General features: G+C 63.5%; 27 protein-coding genes. 17 read left to right on the top strand and 10 right to left on the bottom strand.

The features are described 5' to 3' along the window. Nucleotides 1-21: 21 nt before the first annotated feature. A complete protein-coding gene (locus IM733_RS11150) occupies nucleotides 22-363 on the bottom strand; it encodes an EscU/YscU/HrcU family type III secretion system export apparatus switch protein (protein ID WP_248920887.1) in 342 nt (113 codons plus the stop codon). Continuing rightward, nucleotides 360-1,922: a flagellar hook-length control protein FliK gene (locus tag IM733_RS11145; protein ID WP_248920886.1), complete on the bottom strand. Its 1,563-nt coding sequence runs from the start codon at nucleotides 1,920-1,922 to the stop codon at nucleotides 360-362. The genes IM733_RS11150 and IM733_RS11145 overlap by 4 nt, the downstream gene beginning before the upstream one ends. A 201-nt stretch (nucleotides 1,923-2,123) precedes the next feature. On the opposite strand from IM733_RS11145, the gene ccmA reads away from it, so the two are divergent. The 12 genes from ccmA to IM733_RS11085 all read left to right on the top strand — a co-directional run bounded on the left by ccmA (nucleotide 2,124) and on the right by IM733_RS11085 (nucleotide 11,324). Beyond that, entirely contained in the window at nucleotides 2,124-2,756 is a 633-nt protein-coding gene (gene ccmA, locus IM733_RS11140; RefSeq protein WP_248920885.1) for a cytochrome c biogenesis heme-transporting ATPase CcmA, read from the top strand. Beyond that, nucleotides 2,753-3,421, top strand: coding sequence for a heme exporter protein CcmB (ccmB, locus tag IM733_RS11135; protein ID WP_248920884.1), 669 nt, complete (start codon nucleotides 2,753-2,755; stop codon nucleotides 3,419-3,421). The genes ccmA and ccmB overlap by 4 nt, the downstream gene beginning before the upstream one ends. Before the next feature lie 46 nt (nucleotides 3,422-3,467). After that, nucleotides 3,468-4,235, top strand: a complete 768-nt coding sequence (locus IM733_RS11130) for a heme ABC transporter permease (protein ID WP_248920883.1) — start codon at nucleotides 3,468-3,470, stop codon at nucleotides 4,233-4,235. Next, nucleotides 4,232-4,408, top strand: a complete 177-nt coding sequence (gene ccmD, locus IM733_RS11125; RefSeq protein ID WP_011534872.1) for a heme exporter protein CcmD — start codon at nucleotides 4,232-4,234, stop codon at nucleotides 4,406-4,408. The genes IM733_RS11130 and ccmD overlap by 4 nt, the downstream gene beginning before the upstream one ends. Then, nucleotides 4,405-4,860, top strand: a complete 456-nt coding sequence (gene ccmE, locus IM733_RS11120) for a cytochrome c maturation protein CcmE (RefSeq protein WP_240064252.1) — start codon at nucleotides 4,405-4,407, stop codon at nucleotides 4,858-4,860. Before ccmD ends, ccmE begins: the two co-directional genes overlap by 4 nt. A gap of 11 nt (nucleotides 4,861-4,871) precedes the next feature. Beyond that, entirely contained in the window at nucleotides 4,872-6,845 is a 1,974-nt protein-coding gene (locus tag IM733_RS11115) for a heme lyase CcmF/NrfE family subunit (RefSeq protein ID WP_248921159.1), read from the top strand. Beyond that, nucleotides 6,842-7,378 (top strand): DsbE family thiol:disulfide interchange protein, encoded by a 537-nt coding sequence (locus IM733_RS11110; protein WP_248920882.1) that lies wholly within the window; start codon nucleotides 6,842-6,844, stop codon nucleotides 7,376-7,378. Before IM733_RS11115 ends, IM733_RS11110 begins: the two co-directional genes overlap by 4 nt. Beyond that, nucleotides 7,375-7,851 (top strand): cytochrome c-type biogenesis protein, encoded by a 477-nt coding sequence (locus IM733_RS11105; RefSeq protein WP_248920881.1) that lies wholly within the window; start codon nucleotides 7,375-7,377, stop codon nucleotides 7,849-7,851. The genes IM733_RS11110 and IM733_RS11105 overlap by 4 nt, the downstream gene beginning before the upstream one ends. Then, complete coding sequence (ccmI, locus tag IM733_RS11100) at nucleotides 7,844-9,031, top strand: c-type cytochrome biogenesis protein CcmI (protein ID WP_248920880.1); 1,188 nt, start codon at nucleotides 7,844-7,846, stop codon at nucleotides 9,029-9,031. The genes IM733_RS11105 and ccmI overlap by 8 nt, the downstream gene beginning before the upstream one ends. A gap of 12 nt (nucleotides 9,032-9,043) precedes the next feature. Next, entirely contained in the window at nucleotides 9,044-9,454 is a 411-nt protein-coding gene (locus IM733_RS11095) for a hypothetical protein (RefSeq protein ID WP_248920879.1), read from the top strand. Nucleotides 9,455-9,543: 89 nt separating this feature from the next. Beyond that, the gene (locus IM733_RS11090) at nucleotides 9,544-10,482 is read left to right on the top strand and encodes a 2-hydroxyacid dehydrogenase (protein WP_248920878.1); all 939 of its coding nucleotides are present in this window, start codon (nucleotides 9,544-9,546) and stop codon (nucleotides 10,480-10,482) included. A 53-nt stretch (nucleotides 10,483-10,535) separates the two neighbouring features. Continuing rightward, the gene (locus IM733_RS11085) at nucleotides 10,536-11,324 is read left to right on the top strand and encodes a PhzF family phenazine biosynthesis protein (RefSeq protein ID WP_248920877.1); all 789 of its coding nucleotides are present in this window, start codon (nucleotides 10,536-10,538) and stop codon (nucleotides 11,322-11,324) included. 57 nt (nucleotides 11,325-11,381) lie between these two features. On the opposite strand, the gene dacB is transcribed toward IM733_RS11085, so the two are convergent. Then, the gene (dacB, locus tag IM733_RS11080; protein WP_248920876.1) at nucleotides 11,382-12,845 is read right to left on the bottom strand and encodes a D-alanyl-D-alanine carboxypeptidase/D-alanyl-D-alanine endopeptidase; all 1,464 of its coding nucleotides are present in this window, start codon (nucleotides 12,843-12,845) and stop codon (nucleotides 11,382-11,384) included. A gap of 183 nt (nucleotides 12,846-13,028) precedes the next feature. Here dacB and IM733_RS11075 point away from each other — a divergent pair, with 183 nt between their 5' ends. After that, nucleotides 13,029-13,373 carry a YggL family protein gene (locus IM733_RS11075; protein ID WP_248920875.1) on the top strand — a complete coding sequence of 115 codons (345 nt, stop codon included), beginning with the start codon at nucleotides 13,029-13,031 and terminating at the stop codon, nucleotides 13,371-13,373. Nucleotides 13,374-13,401: 28 nt separating this feature from the next. Here IM733_RS11075 and IM733_RS11070 read toward each other — a convergent pair whose 3' ends face one another. The 6 genes from IM733_RS11070 to IM733_RS11045 all read right to left on the bottom strand — a co-directional run bounded on the left by IM733_RS11070 (nucleotide 13,402) and on the right by IM733_RS11045 (nucleotide 20,376). Then, complete coding sequence (locus tag IM733_RS11070; RefSeq protein ID WP_248920874.1) at nucleotides 13,402-17,034, bottom strand: transporter substrate-binding domain-containing protein; 3,633 nt, start codon at nucleotides 17,032-17,034, stop codon at nucleotides 13,402-13,404. 7 nt (nucleotides 17,035-17,041) lie between these two features. After that, nucleotides 17,042-17,662, bottom strand: a complete 621-nt coding sequence (locus tag IM733_RS11065) for a response regulator transcription factor (protein WP_248920873.1) — start codon at nucleotides 17,660-17,662, stop codon at nucleotides 17,042-17,044. A 285-nt stretch (nucleotides 17,663-17,947) separates the two neighbouring features. After that, the gene (locus IM733_RS11060; protein WP_248920872.1) at nucleotides 17,948-19,279 is read right to left on the bottom strand and encodes a deoxyguanosinetriphosphate triphosphohydrolase; all 1,332 of its coding nucleotides are present in this window, start codon (nucleotides 19,277-19,279) and stop codon (nucleotides 17,948-17,950) included. A gap of 75 nt (nucleotides 19,280-19,354) precedes the next feature. Further along, nucleotides 19,355-19,684 (bottom strand): hypothetical protein, encoded by a 330-nt coding sequence (locus tag IM733_RS11055; protein WP_248920871.1) that lies wholly within the window; start codon nucleotides 19,682-19,684, stop codon nucleotides 19,355-19,357. Then, nucleotides 19,681-20,055: a phage holin family protein gene (locus IM733_RS11050; protein WP_248920870.1), complete on the bottom strand. Its 375-nt coding sequence runs from the start codon at nucleotides 20,053-20,055 to the stop codon at nucleotides 19,681-19,683. The genes IM733_RS11055 and IM733_RS11050 overlap by 4 nt, the downstream gene beginning before the upstream one ends. A 9-nt stretch (nucleotides 20,056-20,064) precedes the next feature. Then, nucleotides 20,065-20,376 (bottom strand): DUF883 family protein, encoded by a 312-nt coding sequence (locus IM733_RS11045; protein WP_248920869.1) that lies wholly within the window; start codon nucleotides 20,374-20,376, stop codon nucleotides 20,065-20,067. A gap of 301 nt (nucleotides 20,377-20,677) precedes the next feature. Here IM733_RS11045 and IM733_RS11040 point away from each other — a divergent pair, with 301 nt between their 5' ends. From IM733_RS11040 to IM733_RS11025, 4 genes are all read left to right on the top strand, one after another. Next, entirely contained in the window at nucleotides 20,678-21,886 is a 1,209-nt protein-coding gene (locus IM733_RS11040) for an ammonium transporter (protein ID WP_248920868.1), read from the top strand. A 72-nt stretch (nucleotides 21,887-21,958) separates the two neighbouring features. Further along, nucleotides 21,959-22,195, top strand: coding sequence for a glutaredoxin family protein (locus tag IM733_RS11035; RefSeq protein ID WP_248920867.1), 237 nt, complete (start codon nucleotides 21,959-21,961; stop codon nucleotides 22,193-22,195). 67 nt (nucleotides 22,196-22,262) lie between these two features. Further along, nucleotides 22,263-22,592: a transcriptional regulator gene (locus IM733_RS11030; protein WP_248920866.1), complete on the top strand. Its 330-nt coding sequence runs from the start codon at nucleotides 22,263-22,265 to the stop codon at nucleotides 22,590-22,592. 29 nt (nucleotides 22,593-22,621) lie between these two features. Then, nucleotides 22,622-23,506 carry a pseudouridine synthase gene (locus IM733_RS11025; RefSeq protein WP_248920865.1) on the top strand — a complete coding sequence of 295 codons (885 nt, stop codon included), beginning with the start codon at nucleotides 22,622-22,624 and terminating at the stop codon, nucleotides 23,504-23,506. Nucleotides 23,507-23,540: 34 nt separating this feature from the next. On the opposite strand, the gene IM733_RS11020 is transcribed toward IM733_RS11025, so the two are convergent. Further along, nucleotides 23,541-25,106: a methyl-accepting chemotaxis protein gene (locus tag IM733_RS11020; RefSeq protein WP_248920864.1), complete on the bottom strand. Its 1,566-nt coding sequence runs from the start codon at nucleotides 25,104-25,106 to the stop codon at nucleotides 23,541-23,543. Between the last annotated feature and the right edge of the window lie 27 nt (nucleotides 25,107-25,133).

The raw sequence follows: 25,133 nt of genomic DNA, 5'->3' as shown, positions 1-25,133 counted from the left end.
CGAGGGCGGGGTGGTAGATAGCTACTGGCTGTCGCCTGGTGGCAGTAGTGCCGTGACTGGGGTGATGTCCCGCTCGGCGTTGAGCTCGTCGCTGAACCCAACGGGTACCTTGCCACGCAGCTGCCAGGCAAAGGCAATGATTTCGGCGATGGTCAGGTACAGCGCCTCGGGTATCTGCTCGCCCAATTCCAGCCGCGCCAGCAGGCGCACGAGCTCGGCGTTCTCGTAGATCGGCACTTCATGCTCGCGGGCGATGGCGAGGATGGCTTCGGCCAGCTCATCGTCGCCCTTGGCACTCAGGGTGGGGGCTTGCTGGCCGTCATAGCTCAGGGCGATGGCCTGGCGGGGTTGCTTGTAGTTCATGCGGTTTCGTCCACCCAGCGTTGTTCCAGGCGTGTGCGCGGGCCTTGTGGTGGCGTGCCCGGATGGCATTCCAGGTCGCCGACATCCAGGCCGCGTGCCAGCAAGCGTTCACGCAGCGAACCGAGCTGGCTGTCGATCAGGCGCGCAGTCTGCTCCTGTTCCGCCCATAGTTGTCCTGACAACCGTCCTTGGAGCAGTTGCGCCTGGACCTGCAGAGGGCCGAGCGGTGGCAGGTCGAAAGCCAGTTCGATTCGCCACATGGCTTCCAGTGGATCACGGGCTTCATGTTCGCGATCAGCGTGCTGCTCTGGTGTTTCCTCGCGCTGCAGCTTTACTTGCAAGGGCACGAACTCCTGGCCGTGGCGGATGGGGATTTCGGTTTGCCAGGTGGTCTGCTGGTTGCCGTTCTCCAGCGGGCCGGATTGCTGCAGGCTGGACAACGCATGGCTTTGCAGGCGTGAGACGGCGGCGGCGGCCAGGCGCAGCAACTGCTGCAGGTCGCCTTCGTTTTCCAGGCTCTGCAACAGGCGCGAGGGCAGGGGAAATGCGCCTGGTAGCTGGCGTGGAGTGACCTGGCCAAGCATGCCCAGGGCGCTTCGGGCGAAGCCAGGCAACGCCTGGGCCAGGGTGCTGGTCAGTGCGGGGGGGAGTGATTGGCTTGCGCTCGGGTTGCTCAACTGCGCGACCAACCTCACCAATTGCGTCTTCAGGTCCGGTGTCACAGCGCTTGCCTGGCCGCCAAGCAGCTTGGCCTCGAGGAAGGCGCCACTGTTGTTCAGGGCCTGGGAAAGGTTTTTCGCATCACTCAGCTGACGGGCATCGGGCAAGCTGGCCAGCAGGCGCTCGGCAGTCGCGCGCAACTGCGCTCCGGAATCCCCTGAAGTGGCGATCTGCTGCAGGGCATTGAGCAGGCTTGGCAGGGAGGCCTGGCGGCCCTGTTGGGTCAGCAGTTGCTGCGCCACGGCCAACTGGTCTTGACGACCGCTGAGGGGCATGAAACGCAGCGACTGGTCACCCTGCACCACCGCGCTCAGCAGGCTGCCGACAGGTAGCTGGCGTGGGCTTTCGATGGTCAGGGTGGCGCCTGCCTGGCTGCTGTTGAGCAGGTTCACCAGCGAGCGGAAGCTGGCGATCTCGCCCGCACTCTGCGGCAGTGCCTGGCTGGTCAGGACCTTGCCTTGCAGCAGCGTGCCGACCGGGATCTGGTTGGTATCCAGGCGGGTGAGGGTGGCAATGTTGTTGGCGTTGACCTGTTGCACCATTACCGCCAGGCGACTGCTTTCGGTCTGGCTGACCGTGATCTGGCTGCCTGGAGGCAGTGGTTGGTTGGCGCTGGCCTGCAATTGCATCTGGTTGCCGTTGGCCTGGGTGAGGCGCAGCAGCATCTGGAAGTCCGGGCCGACCTGGCGCATCGACATGACCTCGGCGCGCGCTGTCTCGCCTGGGCCCAACAAGCCGGGCTGTGGTTGCAGCAGGCGCAGCAGTTCGCCGGTCATGGCGGCCTTGGTCGCCTGGGGGGCTAGCGCAGTTTGTGCGCCGAGACTATTGATTTCAGTCATGATTGTATACAACCTGTCGGACCAGCCCTCTTGGCAGCGCAGCAGTGCGTGTAATAATGCCTGCCGCCTGCCACTGCCAGTATAACGGCAGCAAGCAGGGGCACTTGAGACACAAGGTTCATGGTCGGTGCCGCCTGCTTCGCGGGTTTACCCGCGAAGCAGGCGGCACCGACCATGAACCCAACCGCATAAGGCGAAACCGTGACCCTTCACCTCCAAGCCGTGGGCCTGGCCTGCGAGCGCGACTGGCGACTGCTGTTCGAATACCTGGACTTCGAGCTGCGCCCCGGCGACATGTTGCAGATCGCCGGCCCCAACGGCAGTGGCAAGACCAGCCTGCTGCGCTTGCTGGCCGGGCTGATGCAGCCGACAGCCGGGCGCATCCTGTTCAATGGCAAGCCGTTGCTCGAACAGCGCCATGCATTGGCCAGCATCCTGCTGTGGATCGGTCACGCTGCGGGCATCAAGGATTTGCTCACCGCCGAAGAAAATCTCGCCTGGCTTTGTGCCCTGCACCAGCCGGCCAGCCCCGAGGCCATCTGGCGTGCCCTCGAGGCTGTCGGCCTGCGTGGTTTCGAAGATGTGCCTTGTCACACCCTCTCTGCCGGGCAGCAACGGCGTGTCGCCCTGGCCCGCCTGTACCTGGAGGGCCCACCGCTGTGGATTCTCGATGAGCCGTTCACCGCACTCGACAAACAGGGCGTGGCCCAGCTCGAGGCGCATCTGGCGGCGCATTGCGAGCAGGGTGGCACCGTGGTGCTGACCACTCACCACACCCTCGAGCGCAAGCCGTCCGGCTACCGCGAGCTGAACCTGGGGCAGTGGGCGGCATGAGCGTATTCCTTCTTCTATTGCGCCGTGAGGCGCGCCTGTTGTTCCGCCGCCCGGCGGAGCTGGCCAACCCACTGGTGTTCTTCGCTATCGTCGTCGCCCTGTTTCCGCTGGCGGTCGGCCCTGAAACACAATTGTTGCAAACCTTGTCTCCGGGATTGGTCTGGGTCGCGGCATTGCTGGCCGTGCTGCTGTCGCTGGACGGGCTGTTCCGCAGTGATTTCGAGGATGGCTCGCTGGAGCAGTGGGTGCTGTCACCGCATCCACTGGCCATGCTGGTGCTGGCCAAGGTACTGGCACACTGGGTCTTTTCCGGTCTGGCACTGGTATTGTTGGCGCCATTGCTGGCGCTGATGCTCGGCCTGCCTGCCAGTTGTCTGCCGGTACTGTTGGCCTCGCTGCTACTGGGCACGCCGGTGCTGAGCTTGCTGGGCGCCGTGGGAGCCGCGCTGACAGTCGGTCTCAAGCGCGGCGGTTTGCTGCTGGCGCTGCTGATTCTGCCGTTGTATATCCCTGTATTGATCCTGGGCAGTGGCGCGTTGCAGGCCGCATTGCAGAATATGCCGGCGACCGGCCATCTGCTCTGGCTCGCCAGCCTGACTGCCTTGGCTGTGACATTGGCACCCTTTGCGATCGCGGCCGGCCTGAAGATCAGCGTCGGCGAATAACGAGTCCCGGGCACCGCAGCCTGGGCAACACCCTGGATGTACCCTGATGAAAATGAGTTGGACGTGGTTCCACAAACTGGGCTCTCCCAAATGGTTCTATGCCATCAGCGGCCGCATGCTGCCGTGGCTGACCGTCGCCGCCATCCTGTTGCTGCTGGTCGGCGTCACCTGGGGCCTGGCCTTCGCCCCCCAGGACTACCAGCAGGGCGACAGCTTCCGCATCATCTATATTCACGTCCCGGCGGCGATGCTGGCGCAGTCCTGTTATGTGCTGCTGGCGGTGGCCGGGGTGGTGGGCCTGGTATGGAAGATGAAGCTGGCCGATGTCGCCTTGCAGTGCGCGGCACCGATTGGTGCGTGGATGACCGCGGTGGCGCTGGTCACTGGCGCGATCTGGGGCAAACCCACCTGGGGCAGCTGGTGGGTCTGGGATGCGCGCCTGACCTCGATGCTCATCCTGCTGTTCCTGTACTTCGGCATCATCGCCCTGGGCCAGGCCATCAGTAACCGCGACAGCTCGGCCAAGGCCTGCGCGGTGCTGGCCATCGTCGGGGTGGTGAACATCCCGATCATCAAGTACTCGGTGGAGTGGTGGAACACCCTGCACCAGGGCGCCACCTTCACCCTCACTGAAAAACCCGCCATGCCGGCGGAGATGTGGCTGCCGCTGCTGCTCACGGCGCTGGGTTTCTATTGCTTCTTTGGTGCCGTGCTGCTGCTGCGCATGCGCCTCGAAGTGCTCAAGCGTGAAGCCCGGGCCAGCTGGGTGCGCGATGAAGTGTTGAATAGCCTGGGCCGGGAGGCGGCACGATGAGCTTCGCATCCTTCAGTGATTTCCTCGCCATGGGCCACCATGGCCTGTACGTGTGGTCGGCCTACGGCATTTGCCTGGCGGTGCTGGCGCTCAATGTCGCCGCGCCACTGCTGGCTCGCCGTCGCTACCTGCAAGAAGAGGCGCGCCGTCTGCGCCGGGAGAGCAAACCGTGAATCCGCAGCGCAAGAAACGCCTGTTCCTCATCCTCGGCCTGCTGGTCGGTGTCGGCGTGGCCGTGGGCTTTGCCCTGAGCGCCCTGCAACAGAACATCAACCTGTTCTACACCCCGACGCAGATCGCCAATGGCGAAGCGCCGCTGGATACCCGCATTCGCGCCGGCGGCATGGTCGAGAAAGGCTCGGTGCAGCGCTCGGCCGACTCGCTGGACGTACGCTTCGTGGTCACCGACTACACCAAGTCGGTGCCGATCACCTACCGTGGCATTCTCCCCGACCTGTTCCGCGAAGGGCAGGGCATCGTCGCCCTTGGCAAGCTCAATGCCGACGGCGTGGTGGTAGCTGATGAAGTCCTCGCCAAGCACGATGAGAAGTACATGCCGCCTGAAGTCACCAAGGCGCTCAAGGAGAGCGGCCAGGCGGCCAGCGACGCGGGGGCCAAGCCATGAACGCGGCCCTGGTGATTCCCGAACTGGGCCAGTTGTCGATGATCCTGGCCATCTGCTTCGCCGCCGTGCAGGCCACGGTGCCATTGCTCGGGGCCTGGCGTGGCGATTCGCTGTGGATGGGCCTGGCACGCCCGGCCGCCTGGGGGCAGTTCGCCTTCCTCGCCTTTGCCTTCGCCTGCCTCACCCACGCCTTCATGACCGACAACTTCTCGGTCGCCTATGTCGCCAGCAACTCCAACAGCGCCTTGCCCTGGTACTACAAGTTCAGCGCCGTTTGGGGCGCCCACGAAGGCTCGCTGCTGCTCTGGGCGTTGATCCTCGGTGGTTGGACCTTCGCCGTCTCGGTGTTCTCGCGTCAACTGCCACAGGTGATGCTGGCCCGTGTGCTGGCGGTGATGGGCATGATCAGCGTGGGCTTCCTGGCGTTCCTGATCATCACCTCCAACCCGTTCCAGCGCCTGCTGCCGCAGGTGCCGGGCGATGGTCGCGACCTCAACCCGCTGCTGCAGGACTTCGGCCTGATCGTTCACCCGCCCATGCTGTACATGGGCTACGTGGGCTTCTCGGTGGCCTTCGCCTTCGCCATCGCCGCGTTGCTCGGCGGGCGCCTGGACGCGGCCTGGGCGCGCTGGTCACGGCCCTGGACCATCGTTGCCTGGGCATTTCTTGGCGTAGGTATCACCCTCGGCTCGTGGTGGGCCTATTACGAACTGGGCTGGGGCGGCTGGTGGTTCTGGGACCCGGTGGAGAACGCTTCGTTCATGCCGTGGCTGGTGGGCACGGCGCTGATCCACTCGCTGGCGGTCACCGAGAAGCGCGGGGTGTTCAAGAGTTGGACCGTGCTGCTGGCCATCGCTGCGTTCTCCCTGAGCCTGCTGGGCACCTTCCTGGTTCGCTCGGGGGTGCTGACCTCGGTGCACGCCTTTGCCGCCGACCCGTCGCGGGGCATCTTCATCCTGTTCTTCCTGCTGTTCGTGGTGGGTGGCTCGCTGACGCTGTTCGCCCTGCGCGCACCGGTGGTCAAGAGCCAGGTCGGCTTCGCCCTGTGGTCCCGTGAAACCCTGCTGCTGGCCAACAACCTGGTGCTGGTGGTGGCGGCGTCGACGATCCTGCTCGGCACCCTCTACCCGCTGGTGCTCGATGCCTTGACCGGCGCCAAGCTGTCGGTCGGCCCGCCCTACTTCAATGCGCTGTTCCTGCCGTTGATGGCGTTGCTGATGGTGGTGCTCGGCCTGGGCGTGGTGGTGCGCTGGAAGGATACGCCAGGCAAATGGCTGACGAGCATGATGACGCCGGTGCTGGTTGGCAGCGCGGTGCTGGCGCCAGTTGCCGGGTTGATCGTCGATGACTTCGACTGGCCGATCCTGAGCGTGTTCGCCTTGGCCGCCTGGGTAGTCCTGAGCGGCGTGCGCGACATTCTCGACAAGACCCGTCACAAGGGCCTGGTCAAAGGCCTTGGTGGGCTCAACCGCAGCTACTGGGGCATGCACCTGGCGCACCTGGGGCTGGTGGTCTGTGCCCTGGGCGTGGTGTTGTCGAGCAATAACAGTGCCGAGCGCGACCTGCGCATGGCGCCGGGCGAGACCGTCGAGCTGGGCGGTTACCACTTCCTGTTCGAGGGCGCCAAACACTTTGAAGGCCCGAACTTCATTTCTGACAAGGGCACTATCCGCGTCTCGCGCAATGGCCGCGAAGTGTCCGTGCTGCACCCGGAAAAACGCCTGTACACCGTGCAGCAGTCGATGATGACCGAGGCCGGCATCGACGCCGGTTTCACCCGCGACCTGTATGTCGCCTTGGGCGAACCGCTGGAAAACGGCGCCTGGGCAGTGCGGGTGCATATCAAACCCTATGTCCGCTGGATCTGGCTGGGCGGTCTTCTGACCGGCCTGGGCGGCTTGCTGGCGGCCCTCGACCGGCGCTACCGCGTCAAGGTCAAGACCCGGGTGCGTGAGGCCCTGGGCGTGTCTGGAGCAACTGCATGAAGCGTTGGATCATGGTCGTGCCACTGGCGGTGTTCCTGCTGGTGGCGGTCTTTCTCTACAAGGGGTTGTTCCTCAAGCCCGACGAACTGCCTTCGGCAATGATCGGCAAGCCATTCCCGGCATTCTCCCTGGCGTCGGTGCAGGATGACCGCACCCTGACCCAGGCCGACCTGCTCGGGCGTCCGGCGCTGGTCAACGTGTGGGGTACCTGGTGCCCGTCCTGCAAGGTCGAGCACCCCTACCTGAACCAGCTGGCCGAGCAGGGCGTGGTAATCCACGGGGTCAACTACAAGGACGACAACGCCGCCGCGCTGAAGTGGCTGGCCGAGTTCCACAACCCGTACCAGTTGAACATCGCCGACCCACAAGGCTCGCTGGGCCTGGACCTGGGTGTGTACGGCGCGCCGGAAACCTTCCTGGTCGACGCGAAAGGCATCATCCGCTACAAGCATGTGGGCGTGGTCGACGCCACGGTCTGGCGTGAGCAGCTGGCACCGCTGTACCAGGGCCTGGTCGACGAGGCCAGGCCATGAAGCGCTGGCTTGCAGCCGCCGTGCTGGGCATGAGCCTGGCCGGTGTGGCCAAGGCGGCCATCGACACGTATCAGTTTCGCGATGACGCCGAGCGTGAGCGCTACCAGCAACTGACCAAGGAGCTGCGCTGCCCCAAGTGCCAGAACCAGGACATCGCCGACTCCAACGCGCCGATCGCCGCCGACCTGCGCCGCGAGATCTTCCGCATGCTCGGTGAGGGCAAGAGCAACCCACAGATCGTCGACTTCATGGTCGACCGCTATGGCGACTTCGTGCGCTACAAGCCGGCGCTCAGTGGGCGCACCTGGCTGCTGTGGTTCGGCCCGGGCATCCTGCTGGCCGGCGGTTTCGTGGTGCTGGCGGTGATCGTCCGCCGTCGTCGCAACCAGGCCGTGGCCGGCCCCTCGGAACTGTCCGCCGCTGAACGCGAGCGTCTCGCCAAACTGCTGGAAAAAGAAACCGACCATGACTGAATTCTGGCTCAGCGCGGGCCTGTTGCTGCTCGCCGCCCTGGCATTCCTGTTGATTCCCATCTTGCGTGGCCGTCGTCGCCAGCAAGCCGAACAGGACCGTACCGCGCTCAATGTGGCGCTCTATCAAGAGCGGGTCGCCGAACTGGCAGCCCAGCAGCAGGCTGGTGTGCTCGATGCCGGGCAACTGGCCAAGGGCCGTGACGAGGCTGCCCGCGAACTGCTGGCTGACACCGAGCGCAACGGCGCCTCCGCGCAAGGCCATCTGGGCAAGGCTGTCCCGCTGCTGGCGTCGGTGCTGGTGCCAGCCATGGCGTTGGGGCTGTATCTGCACTTCGGTGCCGCCGACAAGGTCGAGCTGACCCAGGAGTTCGCCAGCGCGCCGCAATCCATGCAGGAAATGACGGCGCGCCTTGAGCGTGCCGTGCAGGCGCAGCCGGACTCCGCCGAAGGGTTGTACTTCCTCGGTCGGGCGTACATGGCCGATCAGCGCCCGGCAGATGCCGCCAAGGCTTTCGAGCGTGCCGTGGCCCTGGCCGGGCGTCAGCCCGAGCTGCTCGGGCAATGGGCCCAGGCGCTGTACTTCGCTGCCGACAAGCAATGGAACGCACAGTTGCTGGCATTGACCGACGAAGCACTGAAGGCCGACCCGCGAGAGGTCACCAGCCTTGGCTTACGGGGTATTGCCGCCTTCGAGGGTGAACGCTATCAGGAGGCCATCGATTTCTGGCAACGCCTGCTCGCCCAACTGCCGGAGGGCGACGCCTCGCGCGCCGCGCTGCAGGGCGGTATTGACCGAGCGGCGGACAAACTGAAGGCTTCCGGTGGCAAGGTCGCCGAGGCGGCGCGTCTGAAAGTGCGGGTCGAACTGGCCGCGGCGCTCAAGGACAAGGTGCGCCCGGATGACACCGTGTTCATCTTCGCCCGTGCCAGCCATGGCCCGCCCATGCCCTTGGCCGCCAAGCGTGTCACGGTGGCGCAATTACCCATCGAGGTGGAGCTGTCGGACGCCGATGCAATGATGCCGCAAATGAAACTGTCGGACTTTGCCGAAGTCCAATTGGTTGCTCGTGTCTCGCGCGCTGGTGTTCCCACCCGTGGTGAATGGAAAGCCCAGGGGGCGCCTCTGCCCACCACTACGCGAGCGCCCCAGCACCTGATTATCGACAGCCCCGACTCCTAAGAGAGCAGCCTCATGAACAGCACCGTCCGCCTGACCCTGATCACTCTGGCCCTGGGTCTTTCCGCGTGTACGGTGCACCAGCCAGGCGAGCGGCAATCGCTACCGCCGATCGAGTCCGCGCCAGCGCACAAAGGGCCAGCGGCCAAGCCGCTGCCGGGCGGCAAGCCAAGCACGCCAGCGCCGACACCCAAACCCATGCCTCGCACCTCGGCCAGCTTTGCGCCGCCACCCGGTGGCGCCAGCCATTGGGACCCGAAAATGGGCGTCTACGTGCTGGAAAGGCAACCCAACACCTTCTACCGCCAGCGCACCTACTACCGCTGGAACAACGGCTGGAGCTGGTCGCTGAGCCCCAATGGCCCATGGCAGGAGACCGACAGCAGTGGTGTGCCGGGTGGCCTGGGGCGTGCGTTCGCTCAATAGGTTTTCGCTCGACCGGGCGCGGCCACCCTTGGATAGCCCAACTTGCGCTGCCCGCGCATAATGCCCCTTCGCATTGAACCGGAGGTGGCATGAGCAAGACAGTCCTGGTGCTGGTGGAAACCGTTGACGACTACCTGCCTTTGCTGGAACGAGCAGGCTACCGGCTGATCCGTGCCCCATCACCGCAGATGCGTGCCGACGCCATAGCCCGTCATGCCCATCAGATCGACGCTGTGCTCACCCGTGGTCCGCTGGGCCTGACCGCAGATGAGATCAATACGCTGGTCAACCTGAGGATCATCTGCGTGATCGGTGCCGGCTACGAGCAAGTCGACCTGGCCGCCGCCGCGGCCCGGGGTATCACCATTACCAATGGCGCGGGTGCCAATGCCGGACCGGTCGCCGACCATGCCATGGCCCTGTTGCTGGCGCTGCTGCGCGATATTCCCCGTGCCGATGCCAGCACTCGCCGTGGTGAGTGGAATCGACAGATCAGCCCCTCGGTCAGCGGCAAGCGCATGGGTATCATCGGCCTTGGCGCAGTGGGCCAGGCGATTGCCCGGCGGGCTGCCCTTGGCTTCGACATGAATGTCAGCTACCACAGCCGTACTCCGCGTACCGATGTGCCCTACACCTGGTACGACAGCCCTCGGCACCTGGCCGACGCGGTGGATGTTCTGGTGGTCGCCACCCCGGGTGGCAACGGAACTCGCCACCTGGTCGATACCCAGGTGCTCGAGGCATTGGGCGCCGAGGGTTACCTGGTCAATATCGCCCGCGCCAGCGTGGTGGACACCGAGGCCTTGGTCGCCGCCTTGCGCCAGGGCCAGATCGCCGGCGCCGCGCTGGACGTCTTCGACGATGAACCCGCCGTGCCTGGTGCGCTCAAGGCGTTGGGCAATACTGTGCTGACCCCGCACGTCGCGGGCCAGTCCCCTGAGGCCGCCCGTGATACCGTGGCCCTGGTGCTGCGCAACCTGCAGGCGTTCTTCGCGGGTGAGCCGGTGCTGACACCCGTACGTGGATAAGCCGTTTTCCGATACCCACCCGGCGTTGTGTCGGGCTTGAAAGGAGTCGTTGCATGCAACTCGAGATTTTTCAGGTCGATGCGTTTTCCTCCGAGCCGTTCGGCGGCAACCCTGCGGCAGTGATTCCCTTGCAGCAGTGGCTGCCGGATGACCTGCTGCAGCGCATCGCCGAAGAGAACAACCTGTCCGAGACCGCCTACTTCGTGCGCAACGGCGAAGCATTCGACTTGCGTTGGTTCACCCCGGCCGTCGAAGTCGACTTGTGTGGCCATGCGACGTTGGCTGCCGCCTGGGTGTTGTTCGAGCAGTTGGGTGAGCCGGCCGAAGTGCTGCGTTTCAATACCCGTAGCGGTGAACTCAGGGTAAGCCGTGGGGCCGATGGCCTGTTGGCCATGGACTTCCCCGCCAAGCAGCCGGTAGCCGTGGAAGTACCTGATGGTTTGCTGGCGGCATTGGGCCTGGATAGCGCCCGTGCGTTGTATCGGACAGACGACTATGTGCTGGTGATCGATGATGCGGCGCTGCTCGAGTCACTCAAACCGGATTTCGTCGCGTTGTCGGCGTTCGATGTGCGCGGGATCGCGGTGACTGCGCCAGGGCGCGGATTCGATTTTGTCACACGCTGGTTTGGGCCGCGGGTGGGGGTCAACGAGGATCCGGTTACCGGGTCGGCACACACATCGTTGGCGCCTTACTGGTCGCAGCGCCTGGGCAAGGCCAGCGTGCGCTGCGAACAGGGTGGGGCGCGCAAGGGGCAGTTGCAATGCGAGGTGCCGGGGAACGGGCGGGTGATCATCAGTGGGCGAGGCGCGCTGTACCTGCGTGGTCAGGTCTTTATCTGAAGCCCGATCGAGCACGCCCCACGAGCGCGCAAGGCGCTTCGTGGGGGCAGGCGGGCATCAGGGCATGACGCCCACGGTGCCATTGCCGACTTTTGGCTGTCGATAGAGGTCCAGCAATACCTGGTCAAGCACCTGCGAGGCGCCCCATGGCTTGGGGTCGTTGAGGATGGCCGCCACCGCCCAGGTGTGGCCGTTGCTGTCGCGGCTGAACCCGGCAATTGCCCGCACGGTATTGAGCGTGCCGGTCTTGATGTGCCCTTCACCGCTCATCGCCGTGCGCTTCAGGCGTTTACGCATGGTGCCATCCATGCCCACCAGCGGCATCGAACTGATGAACTCGGCAGCGTAGGGGCTCTTCCAGGCGGCCTGCAGCAGCGCGGCCATTTCGCGGGTGCTGACGCGTTCGGCGCGGGACAGGCCCGAGCCGTTCTCCATCACCAGGTGGGGCGCGGTGATACCTTTCTTGGCCAACCACTGGCGCACCACGCGTTGGGCTGCCCGTGCATCATCGCCATCGGCGTCGGTGCGGAACTGCGCGCCGATACTGAGGAACAGCTGCTGCGCCATGGTGTTGTTGCTGTATTTGTTGATGTCGCGGATGACCTCGACCAGATCTGGCGAGAAGGCCCGGGCCAGCAGGCGTGCGGACTTGGGTGCGTCTTCGAAGCGATCCTGCCCCTGGATGGTGCCGCCCAGCTCGCTCCAGATGGCACGCACGGCGCCGGCGGCGTAGGTCGGGTGATCCAGCAGCGACAGGTAGGTCTGCGAGTTGCAACCATCCGCCAGTTGCCCGGTAACGGTCACACTGACGCCGTCGGCTTGTGTCACCGGGTTGTAGCGCACGTCGCCCGTGCATTGCTTGCCGGCCACTGCCTTGACCTGGTTGTCGATGCGAATGCTGGCGATCGGTGGCTCGGCCGATACCAGCACTTTGCCGCCGTCGTTGCGGGCCACGAAGCGCAAGGCCTTGAGGTTGACCAGCAGGGAGTCGGGCTTGACCAGGAACGGCTTGTTGACGTCGCCGCCGTCGTCATCGAACTGCGGCAGGTTGGGCTGTACGAAGTGGCTACGGTCCAGGACCAGGTCGCCGGTTACCGTGCGCACACCATTGGCCCGCAAGTCACGCATCAGCAGCCAGAGTTTCTCCATGTTCAGCTTGGGATCGCCGCCGCCCTTGAGGTACAGGTTGCCGTTGAGCACGCCGTTGCTCAGGGTGCCATCGGTATAGAACTCGGTCTTCCACTGGTAGGTCGGGCCCAGCAGCTCCAGCGCGGCGTAGGTGGTGATCAGCTTCATGGTCGAAGCCGGGTTGACCGAGACGTCGGCGTTGAACACCGTTGCGGTGCCCGGACCATCCAATGGCAGCATCACCAGCGACAGCGCCGAGTCCTGCAGTTTGTTGGTCTTGAGTGCCTGTTGCACCTTGGGCGGGAGGGTGGTGTTGACGGCGGCGGCCTGGCTGGGGAATGCCAGGGGCAGCAACACGCCGGCGAGCAGCAGTGGGCGGAGCGTCTTGATCATAAAGGTATGAACCCTGCACGAGGGGAAAGGGTAACGGGGCTGTAAGAAATGATGACCCCAGGACGAATAGAGTGCGCATTATGCCCCAAGCGTAGCGCCGATGGGCTGTATTCGACGGAAAAGCGCCGCTGTGCGCCGGAAACTGGTAAAGTGCCGCGCGTAATTACTTGAGAGGATTGTTTCATGGCTACCAACCGTTCCCGTCGCCTGCGCAAGAAACTGTGCGTGGACGAATTCCAGGAGCTGGGTTTCGAACTGAACCTGGGTTTCAAGGAAGACCTGTCCGATGAAGCCATCGATGCCTTCCTCGACGCCTTCCTGGCTGAAGCCATGGATGCAAATGGTCTGGACTATGTCGGCGGCGACGACTTCGGCCTGGTCTGCAAGGCCGAACGTGGCTCGGTCACCGAAGCACAGCGCGCCGCTGTCGAAGCCTGGCTCAAAGGCCGCAGCGAACTGACCAATATCGAAGTCAGCCCGCTGCTGGATGCCTGGTACCCGGAAAAACCGATCAATCCGGCATCGTGATCGGTATGCGGCACAGTCGCTGTGCCGCTTACTTCGCTTCGGCCAGGCTGCCCAGTTGCCTGGCCAGGGCTTTCTCCACACGGCGCATATGCCGTGCCAATGCCTGACGGCGTATCTTCAGCTCGCGCTGAGACAGGCCGGGCTCCTCGAGTGCTTCGCACGCCTGGATCAATGATCTGGCATCCAGCATCCTTGCCGCGCTGAGGATCTTGTGCGCCTGGGCTGCCAGTTCATCCGCATGCAGCTGCGGGTCGATAGCCATCAGTGTGCTGATATCTTGTTGCAGGCTCTGGTACAGGGTGCTCAGTATGCGGTCGCGGTCGTTGACGTTGTCACCGACGATGGCACTCAAGCCGTCCAGGTCGAAGCGATGCCCTGGTTCGTCGCAACCATTGCACGGCCTGCCGTGGCGAGCAATGCTCGCAAGGCGTTGGCCAAGCAGTTGCAGGCCGATGGGTTTGAGCAGGCAGTCATCCATTCCTGCGTCCAGGCATTGCTGGCGCACTTCAGGTTGGGCATTGGCGGTGTAGCCGAGCATGATACAGCGCGGGCGACCGTGCAGGTGCTCTTCGGCGCGCACTGTCCGGGCCAGTTCATAGCCATTCATTCCCGGCATGTTGCAGTCGACGATCAATACATCGAAACAGCCTTCACGCCACTTGCGCAACCCATCGCGGCCATCGCGCGCGCTCTCCTGGCGCAGCCCCAGGTAGTTCAACTGTTGTGCCATGAGCAACAGGTTGGCGGGATGATCGTCGATCACCAGGGTCTTCAGGCGCGCATCCGGCAGTTCGATGTCCGTGGCCATGCGGGGGAGCGGTTCCACGGGGTCGACACATTGCAGGGGCATGGTCAGGCGTACACGTGTTCCCACGCCTTGCAGGCTCTGCAGGCTCAGTTCGCCCCCCATCATCGCGCACAGGTTGCGGCTGATGACCAGCCCCAGCCCAGTGCCGGCACGGGCGCCATCACTGTAGGGATTGGCCTGTGCGAAGGGCGTGAACAGTCGCTGTATGTCTTCCTCGTGGATGCCGATACCGCTGTCACGCACTTCCAGGTCAAGGGAGGGGGTCTCCCGTTCGTGGTCGTTGCGCAGCTTCACGCTGATGCGCACCTGGCCCTGCTCGGTGAACTTGATCGCGTTGCTGACCAGGTTCGACAGCACCTGCTTGAAACGCAGTGGATCAAGCATCACGTGGCAACGCGCCGCGTCGGTGATGGCCACTTTCAATGTCAGGCCCTTGTGGCGGGCCAGGCCGTCGAATACCCGTCCGACAGACTCGACCAGCATGGCCAGGTCGACAGGTTCGGGCGCGAGGGTCAAGTGGCCGGATTCGATGCGAGCGATGTCCAGGATATCGCCGATGAGGCCGAGCAGGTCCTGGGCCGAGTGATGGGCGATTTCCAACGCAGGTCGATCGAGTTGGCCTTGGTCTGCGCGGCGTAGGGCCAGCTCCAGCATACCGATCAGCGCGTTCATCGGTGTGCGGATCTCATGGCTGATGGTGGCGAGGAAGGTGCTCTTGGCTCGGTTCGCGTCATCCGCCTGCTGTTTGGCCAGGCGCAGATCCTGGACCAGATTGCGGCGTTCGCTGATGTCGATCCAGCCGCCGATGATGCCTTGCATCTCGCCCAGCGAGTCGCGGTAGGGAAGGATCCAGTGATAGATCGTCAGTTCTCGGCCGTTCAGGTGTAGAGGGCGGTCCAGAATCAAGGGTTTACCCTGCGCCATGACGCGCTGGTAGTCGTCCTGGACCTGCCGGGTGTAATCAGCATCGCAGAACGGGGTGTCCTCCAGGCGCTTGCCGATGACCTGCTCGGGGCTGGCCCCCACCGCTTGCAGGTAGCTGTCGTTACAACTCTGCAAGCGCCCTTCGTGGTCTCGAACGTACATCGGGTGGGGGGTACCGTTGAGCAAGGCCCCCATGAACTCCAACTGGTCGTTCAGGGCGCGCTCGGCTCGCTGACGTTGCTTGATCTGGCGGCGCAGACGTGCGTTCCAGATCAGTGCAAGCACCAGTAGCATGCCGATGACGCCTACCACCTGCACGATGACCTTGCGGTAATGGCGCCAGTAGGCGTCATCGCGCACGCCGTGGTCCCGCCATCGGCTGTTGATCACCCCGAGCTCCTCGGGGGATATGCTCAGTAGCGCCTTGTCGAGAATCGACGCCAACTCGCCGGCTTGGGGATTTGTCGCCATCGAGAAGGTTGCCGGTTCCGTGCCGACCGTGCTGCGGATCACCAGGTCACTGCTGGTCGCCACCATGTGATTGGCATCGATCAGGGTGGCGATCGCAGCATCCACTGCACCGCTTTCAAGCAGCACCATGGAGTAATAGGCACTCTCCGTTGCGACCTGATGGACCAGCGGGTGGCGGCTGGTCAGTAGCGCTGCCACGCTACTGTCACGAGGGACGGCCACGCGCTTGCCCTTGAGCAGCTTCAGGGTGCTGGGTTGCTCGGCCCCGTTTCGGCCCACCAGCACGTAGGCACTTTCCAGGTAGGGCCTGCTGACCTGCAATGCGTTGGCGCGACGCGTATTGGTGGAATGGGTGGCGATGATGTCGGCACGGCCGGACTCAAGTTGCTCGATCATGTCGCCATCGCCACTGGCGCGCTGGATGTCGAAGCGTAGACCAGTGCGCAAGCGAATGAGTTCGAGCAGATCGGCGACGATCCCCCGCAGGCGGTTGTTGTTGTCGAAAAAGGTAAGGGGGGCGGCGGTATCGTTGACCACCACTCGCATCACCGGATGCTCGCGCAGCCAGCTGTCCTCCCGCGGCGACAACTGCAGCTTGCGGTCGGTCAGCAGGCTGCCACTGCTGGCGCTCCAGCGTTTGAATATATCGATGCGTGTACTGCTTGACTGGGCTTCCAGCGCAGCATCGACCAGTGTCAGCAGCATCCTGTCGTCGTCGCGCAAGGCAAAACTGAAGCCTACGGCTTCGTGCTTGCCAAAATTGGCCATGCGCAGGCTTGGCAGATGGCCTCGGCTGATCAGGTAGTGAGTGGAGACGGTATCGCCGATGAACACATCGGCTTGCTCGAAGGCTACCGCGTTCAGGGCCTGGGTAGACGACTCGAAGGTCAGCAGTTCGGCGTCTGGGTAGGTGGCGTTGATCTCGCCGGGTGGCAAGTAGTGGTAGAGCATGCTCAGGCGCATGCCGTTCAGGCCTGTATCCAGCGCGCGCGTCTCGTCCTCGCGGGTCACCAGTACCGGTTGGTCGATGGCGTAGGGCCGTGACAGGGCCAGGCCCTGGGTCGAGGCTTCGTAGCCATTGGCGCTTCCCAGCAAGTCGATGTGGCCATTCTTCAGGGCGGCGACTGCCGATGCCCGGCTGGGGAAGCGTTGCACGCGGATCGGCAGGCCGAGGGCGTTGCCGATTACGCCAGCGTAATCTGCGGTGAGCCCCTGGTACTCATTGCCGCGGGTGGCAATGTCGAACGGAGGGTAATCCGGTGCCGAAGTTCCCAGGACCAGCTCCTGACGGGTGGTAAGCCAATCACGTTGGGCCGGGGTGAGCGTGGGCTGGGCCGATGTCGGTGAAGCGCGACTGAGCAGGGTGTATGTTTGGCCTGGGTCATTGGATCCGCAGGCACCCTGCAAGGGGGTGCCGAGGCTCAGGCAGAGCAGGGATGTTGCAATGTACCTCCACATCGTGACCTCAAACTAACGCGTTGCGCTTGGCGATATCGATCAATTCCACCAACGTGTTTGCGCGCAGTTTGTGCATGAGGCGCTTTTTGTAGGTGCTGACGGTCTTGTTGCTGAGGAACATGCCCTTGGCAATTTCCTTGTTGCTTCTGCCCTGTGCGAAGAGTTGCAATACCATCAGTTCCCGGTCGTTCACCTGGCGGAACAGCTCCAGCTCCTGTCCTCGATCTACCTGCGCCGGATTGAGTGCCTGGCTGGGGAAGTAGTTATAGCCGGAAAGTACCGCCTTTATGGCGCTGAGCAACTCGCTCAGGTCTTCCTGTTTGCAGACATAACCGGCTGCCCCCGAGTGCATGCAGCGAATCGCGAACAGCGCTGGTGATTGTGCGGTCAGCACCAGTACCTTGAGGGGGATGGCCATGGTTTGTAGACGGGACAGCATTTCCAGGCCGTCGAGCTTGGGGAGGCTGATGTCCAGGATCACCAGGTCCGGACGTGTTTCGCGAATCATCTGCATGGCATCGACGCCATTGTCCGATTCACCAACCACCGTGTAATTCTGATTCTCCAGCAACATCCGGATAGCCAGGCGTATTACCGGGTGGTCGTCGACAATAAATACTGAGTGCATATTCAACATTCCATGCGGCGTGGCGAAAACAGTCGGCACATTAGCTCAGATGAATGTCGGCGGGCAGGGAAGGTCAGTTCGAAAGCTATATATAGGAAATAGCTTACAGCTAAATCGATATCTTGCTACAGGACGTGTAGATGTTGAGTCGTTCGTCTCTCGGTTTTTAGTTTTTTTTGGCGAAAAAATGAAATTATGTTTTGACCTATCGCTAGTGGGTAAGAAGTTTCTTACAGATTAATGCAGTGATTGACAGCCTCTGCCATCATCACTGCTTCATATTCGCTAGGTCGGACTGGAACGTCCGGTCATCTCGCTGGCCATTTCGCTGGCATAACCATCGGTCATGCCGGCGATGAAGTCGATCATGCGCAGGTAGGCGTCGTACAAGGTGCCGTGCGGATCGGGGGCGTTGTTGCCGATCAGGTCCAGGACGCGCTGGCTCTTGAAGGACGGCGTGCGCCCGCCGTGCTGTTCCAGGGCGGCACTGCAGAAGGTGTTGAGAAGGATTTCCAGAGTTGTGTAGGCGCCGATCTCCTGGAGGGTCTTACGCTTGTCCTGGAAGATCTTCTTGCGGGCCATGTCCTTGGCCTGCAGTACACAACGCTGGGCCGGGCCATGCATGTGCTCGACCAGGTCCCCTGTCAGCCGCCCGGCAAGCAGGGCATCCTGCTGTTCGACGAAGGCGAGGGCGGCGGCGTTGGTCAGGTGTTCGATCGCCTTGCCCCGCAGGATTGCCAGCTTGCGACGTCGCGAAGCGCCTGGCCCCAGCTGGCGATAGGTTTCCGGCAGGTCGTCGCCGACCAGGTCGAGCAGTAACGCTTCGACTTCGGTGTACTGCAGCAGGTCCATTTCCAGACCATCCTCGAGGTCGATCAAGGCGTAGCAGATATCGTCGGCGGCCTCCATCAGGTAGACCAATGGGTGGCGAGCCCAGCGCTGGTTTTCCAGCTGTGGCAGGCCAAGCTTGCCGGCGATTTGCTCGAGCAGCGGCAACTCACTGTGGTAGCAGCCAAACTTGTGTTTCTTGTAACCCAGGGCATCGGCGTGGCGAGCGGTCCATGGATACTTGAGGTAGGCGCCGAGGGTGGCGTAGGTCAGGCGCATGCCACCATCGAACTGGTGATACTCAAGCTGAGTGAGGACGCGAAAGCCTTGTGCATTGCCTTCGAAGTTGAGGAAGTCGGCGCGTTCGTCGTCGCTCATGTCGTCCAGCCAGCCACGCCCGGCCGCCTGCTGGAACCAATGGCGGATGGCATCTTCACCGGAATGGCCAAACGGCGGGTTGCCGATGTCGTGGGCCAGGCAGGACGACTGCACGATCATCCCCAGGTCGCTGGGCTCGCACCAGTTCGGCAGCCTGTCGCGCAGGGTCTCGCCTACGCGCATGCCCAGTGAGCGGCCGACGCAGCTCACTTCCAGCGAGTGGGTCAGACGCGTGTGGATGTGATCGTTACTGGTTACCGGGTGCACTTGGGTCTTGCGTCCCAGGCGGCGGAAGGCGCCAGAAAAGATGACGCGGTCGTGGTCTTTGTGAAAGGGGCTGCGGCCCAGCTCTTCAGAGCTGCCGAGGGCCTTGCCCAGTCGTTCGCGGGTCAGCAGGGTATGCCAGTCCAAGGCTCGTTCTCCCGTCATTGAGTGGGCATAGCTTCCAGGGTCTGGCGCGCCCGTGCAAGCACGGGCGTGCAGGGCTCAGGGGCGGCGGCCGCTGCTCAGGAACAGGCGGATCAGCGGTGCCAGGCTGGAGCCCAGGCGCAGCAGGCGCCTCAAGTTGCCACTGCGCACCCCTTTACCCGTGAGGAAGCCCAGCGCCACGACAGCGCCCAGGCCCCACAGCGAGCCATGCCGGACGCCCAGGCCCTCGCCGAATGAGCTGCCCATGCCGCGCAGGCGGCGCACCGGTTCAAGCAACTGGGTGGATTCGTGGTGGATCTGCTGGCGGTGCATTTCCATACGCAGGCGCAACAACGCCTTGCGCAGTTCCCGTGGGTTTCGGGTATCGGGTATTTCGGGCAGGTTCATGGCAGCAGGCGCTCCCTGTCCTTGGCCAGTTCCTCGAGCGTGGCGCCGAACGGTGAAGACTCGTCGAACACTGCGGCTTTCAGGCGCAAGCCGCAGAACAGCGCGGCCAAGCCATAGAACACGCACAGGCCAATGATGCCGGCCAGGCGATAACTGTCCCACAGCAGCACCAGTACCAGCCCGGACAGGGCGGTCAGCAGCAGCAGGGCGAATACCAGCGCAAGCCCGGCGAACAGTAGCAGGCTCAGGGTACGAGCCTTCTGTTCCTGCAACTCGATACCGAACAGCTCGATATGGCTGTGCAGCAAACCCAGCACCGCCGCACCAAGGCGTCTGCCGGAAGTGGCGGCGCCGTTGCCGTCGTTGTCCATGGGCACCTCTCAGCGCTTGGCCAGCAGGCCGATCAGCAAGCCGACGCCGGCAGCGATGCCGATGGCCTGCCAGGGGTTTTCCTGCACGTACTGCTCGGCGCTGCCAAGGGCGGCCTGGCCGCGCTGGCGTACCGAATCCTGGGTCAACTGCAAGGTTTCGCGGGCCTGCATCAAGCGCTCGTGGATCTGCTCGCGCAGTTCATCGGCCTGGTCGCCCGCCAGGTTGGCGGTGTCGGCGAGCAGCTTTTCGGTGTCGCGGACCAAGGCCTGGAAGTCAGCCATCAGTATGTCTTGTGCAGTCTTTGCCGATTTGCTGGCCATGGATGGGCCTCTCCCTGTGGGTGTGTATGGCTATTTCGAGTAATGGGGCGCGCGGAAGGTTCAGTGGCCAGGGCTGGTACGACCCTTGCTACTGATCGGGGCGTGTCTGTTGGCGCCTGCGCTGAAAGCGTGCGCCAGCCGCGCGGATACCGATAAACCTTAACCCAATCCACGACAATCCCAAGAAAAAACCACGCAGGCCCCCCCTTTCACTGAAATGGAGCAGAGGCCTGGCACCGATTAGGTGCAGGGATGCCGGCTCTTGAACTGTCCTGGTGCCTTTTTGCAGGTCTGCCACTTCATGGAAAACATGCACAACGCGATGGACTCCCTGGTCCATGGTTCGAACACCTTGTTCATCCTCATGGGGGCGATTCTGGTCCTGGCCATGCATGCCGGCTTCGCCTTTCTCGAGGTCGGCACGGTACGCCACAAGAACCAGGTCAACGCCCTGTCGAAGATTCTCAGTGATTTCGCCATCTCGGCACTGGTGTACTTCTTCATCGGCTACTGGATCGCCTATGGCGTGAGCTTCATGCAGCCGGCGGCCGAGCTGGCCAGCGACCATGGTTACGCCTTGGTCAAATGCTTCTTCCTGCTAACCTTCGCCGCGGCGATCCCGGCGATCATCTCAGGAGGGATCGCCGAGCGGGCACGGTTCATGCCGCAGTTGTGCGCGACGGCGTTGATCGTGGCATTCATCTATCCGTTTTTCGAAGGGGTGGTGTGGAATGGCAACCTGGGTATCCAGGCATGGCTGCAGGCGCGCTTCGGCGCACCGTTCCATGACTTCGCCGGGTCCGTCGTGGTGCATGCCATGGGCGGGTGGCTGGCCTTGGCAGCGGTCATCCTGCTGGGGGCGCGTCGCGGTCGTTATCGCGATGGCCGGCTAGTGGCCTTCGCTCCGTCGAGCATCCCGTTCCTGGCACTGGGGTCCTGGATCCTGATCATTGGCTGGTTCGGCTTCAACGTCATGAGCGCGCAGACCCTGCAGGGCGTGAGCGGGCTGGTGGCGATCAATTCGCTGATGGCCATGGTAGGCGGCACCTTGTCGGCCTTGCTGGCAGGGCGCAATGACCCAGGCTTCCTGCATAACGGACCGCTGGCCGGGCTGGTGGCGGTTTGCGCGGGTTCCGACCTGATGCACCCGGTAGGGGCGCTGGTGGTCGGTCTGGTGGCGGGAGGCCTGTTCGTCTGGTGCTTCACCGCGGCACAGAACCGCTGGAAGATCGACGATGTGCTCGGTGTGTGGCCGCTGCATGGCCTGTGTGGGGTCTGGGGTGGAATCGCCTGCGGCGTGTTCGGGCAGACGGCGCTGGGCGGGTTGGGCGGTGTCAGCCTGATGAGTCAGTTGCTGGGCAGCCTCGCCGGTGTCGTGGTGGCGTTGGCCGGTGGTTTTGTCGTGTATGGTTCGATCAAGGCGTTGCACGGCCTGCGCCTCAGCCACGAGCAGGAGTTCCAGGGCGCCGACCTGGCGCTGCACCGCATTGGCGCGACCAGCCAGGATTGACCTGGCGCAGGTGCAGGTTGCAGGGTCTGGACCTAGAATAAGCATCCTTGAAGATGATTTCCGGGCCCGTTCATGCTCCCTGAATGCCAGTTGTTCGGTACCCTCGGGTGCCATCTGTGTGAAGTGGCGGAAGCCATGCTGATGCCGTTCGTCGAGCACGGCCTGCTGGTCGAGTTGGTCGACATCGCGGAGAAAGAGGCGCTGTTCGAGCGGTACGGCCTGCTGATTCCAGTGCTGCGCCGCTGCGATACCGGCGCCGAACTGGGCTGGCCGTTCGATGCCGAACAGGTGGTGGCGTTCCTGCGCTGAGTGGTTGATTGACGCTAAGGCGTTTCGCTCCGTATGCTGTATATAAATACAGTATCGAGGTGAAGCCATGCTCAATGTCGAGCAACTCAAGTACAGCATCAATCACATGTCCCCCGAGCGTGTGGGTGACGCTGTGCTGGAATTGCGACTCGATGGCATCGTCACCGATGACCGGACGCCCTTCGGCAAGGTTCATTTCAACACCTGCTTCGCTGAGATCGAGGCATTGTTCCAGCGCGCGGGATTTCATCGCCCGCTGGATGTCGTGGGCTACCAGGGCCTGAGCTATGCCCTCTATGACCCGGGGCGCTGGGACGCCGTGCAGGTGCTGCGCTGGCTGAAGGCGCGCTGTGAGCCGGCCAGCGATGCTGGTTGCGGCGAGCTGGCTAGGGGATAATGTCTCCCCCTGTGATGCCGAGCCCGCCGATGACCACGCCCTTCAACCCCGCCCACCTGCAAGCCAGCACCGTATGCCTGCCACCAGGTCGCTGGGCGACGGTGCTGGATTGCCTGTGCGATCATTTCAAGGGTATCCCCCGCGAGCAGTGGCTCGATCGCTTTGCCCGTGGCCGGGTGCTGGACAGTGAAGGCCGTGCGATCGCCGCGCAGCTTCCCTATCGCCAGGGCTTGCGCCTGCATTACTTTCGCGAGGTGCCCAACGAGAAGCCGATTCCAGTGCAGGAAGAGATCCTGCATGTGGACGAGCACCTGGTGGTAGCGGACAAACCGCATTTCCTGCCGGTGACACCCACCGGCGAGTATGTCGAACAAACTCTGCTGCGCCGCTTGATCCGCCGCCTGGACAACCCGCATCTGGTACCCCTGCATCGTATCGACCGGCATACGGCCGGCCTGGTGCTGTTCTCTGCCAACCCGCAGACCCGTGGCGCCTACCAGCGGCTGTTCCCGGAGCGGCGTATCGACAAGCACTACCAGGCAATTGCCGCGGCCATGCCGCAGCATGTGTTTCCTCTGGTGCACCGCAGCCGCCTGGTGCACGGCGAGCCGTTCTTCCGCATGCATGAGGTCGAGGGGGCCGATAACAGCGAAACCCACGCCTGCGTGCTCGAGAAACAGGGCGAGCTGTGGCGCTATGGCCTGTCGCCGGTGACAGGCAAGACCCACCAGTTGCGGGTGCACATGGCTGCGCTGGGCGCGGGTATCTGCAATGACCCGTTCTATCCTCAGCTGGACAATGAGCAGGACGATTACACGCGACCGCTGAAACTGCTGGCGCACAGCCTGCGTTTCAAGGATCCGTTGAGTGGCGAGGAGCGGTATTTCGAAAGCAGGCTGAGCCTGGCGTGGTAAAGCAGACGGCGCCCCTTGGGGCGCCGTCTGCTGTCTAGCGGTTGAAGCGTTCCACCAGCGAGTATTGAGTGCCCGCGGTGCTGGTCAGCTCTTCGCTGAGCAGTGCCGAGCGCTGTGCCTGGCCCGCAGTCTGGTCGGCCAGGTCGGCGATGGTGCTGATGTTGCGGCTGATCTCTTCGGCCACCGCGGTCTGTTCCTCTGTGGCTGCGGCGATCTGGGTGGCCATGTCGGTGATGTTGGCCACCGCTTCGCTGATGCCCACCAGGGCCTGGTCAGCCTCCATCACTCGCTCGACACCTTCCTGGGCCTGGCGGTGGCCGGTCTCCATGGTCTGCACTGCATTGTTGGCGGTCTGCTGCAGCTTGGCGATCAGGCCGTGAATCTGCCCGGTGGACTCGGCGGTGCGCTGGGCCAGTTGGCGGACTTCGTCGGCGACGACCGCGAAGCCCCGGCCCATCTCGCCGGCACGGGCAGCCTCGATGGCGGCATTGAGTGCCAGCAGGTTGGTCTGGTCGGCAATGCCCTTGATCACATCGACCACGCCGCCAATTTCGTCACTGTCCTTGGCCAGTTGCGTGACCGTCAGGCCGGTCTCGCCCACGGCGGCGGACAGCCGTTCGATCGCGTCGCGCGTCTCGCCGGCGATATGGCGGCCCTGGCTGGTCAGGCGATTGGCCTCTTGCGTGGCGTCGGCGGTGCGCTGCACGTGGTTGGCCACTTCTTGGGTGGTAGCGGCCATCTGATTGACCGCGGCGGCCACTTGCTCGGTTTCCACGCGTTGGCGCTCCAGGCCCGAGGAGCTCTGGTGGGCAAGGGCATCGGACTGGCGAGCCTGGTCGCTCAGTTGCTCGGCACTGTCCTGCAGGCGGGTCAGGCAGGTCTTCATCCGTGCGTCCTGGCTGAGCATGGCCATTTCCAGGCGGGCTTGGACACCACGGCTGTCGGTGTACATTTGCGCGATCAGCGGGTCGGAGGTGGTCTGTTCGGCCAGACGCAGCAGGCGCTTGAGGCCGCGTTGCTGCCAGCTCAGGCCGAGCAGGCCCAGGGGGACCGACAGGCCGGCCGCCAGGGCGAAGCCCCAGGAGTGGCCCAGCCAGTTGCCAATCAGGAAGCCGGCCTGGCTGATGAGGATGAATGGCAGCCAGTCCTGTAGCACCGGTAGCCATTTGTCGCGTTTCGGGATGGCCGACTTGCCTTGGTTGATGCGCTGGTACAGCGCTTCGGCGCGGCGGATTTGTTCGGCGGTGGGTTTGACCCGTACCGACTCATAGCCGACCACCTGGTTGCTGTCGTACACCGGGGTGACGTAGGCGTTCACCCAGTAGTGATCGCCCGACTTGCAGCGGTTCTTGACGATACCCATCCACGGCAGGCCCTGCTTGAGGGTCTGCCACATGTGGGCGAACACGGCCGGCGGCACATCGGGGTGGCGAACCAGGTTGTGCGGCGCGCCCATCAGTTCCTCGCGGGAAAAACCGCTGATCTCGATGAATGCGTCGTTGCAGTAGGTGATCACGCCTTTGGCGTTGGTAGTGGAGATCAACCGCTGCTGGGCAGGGAAAGTCCGTTCTCTCTGGGTAATCGGCTGGTTGTTACGCATTGGCTGTTCAATCCGCAAGGCTTTCGA

The sequence above is a fragment of the Pseudomonas entomophila genome (genome assembly GCF_023277925.1).
Lineage (GTDB): Bacteria > Pseudomonadota > Gammaproteobacteria > Pseudomonadales > Pseudomonadaceae > Aquipseudomonas > Aquipseudomonas entomophila_D.
This window is presented reverse-complemented; position numbering and strand designations above follow the sequence as displayed.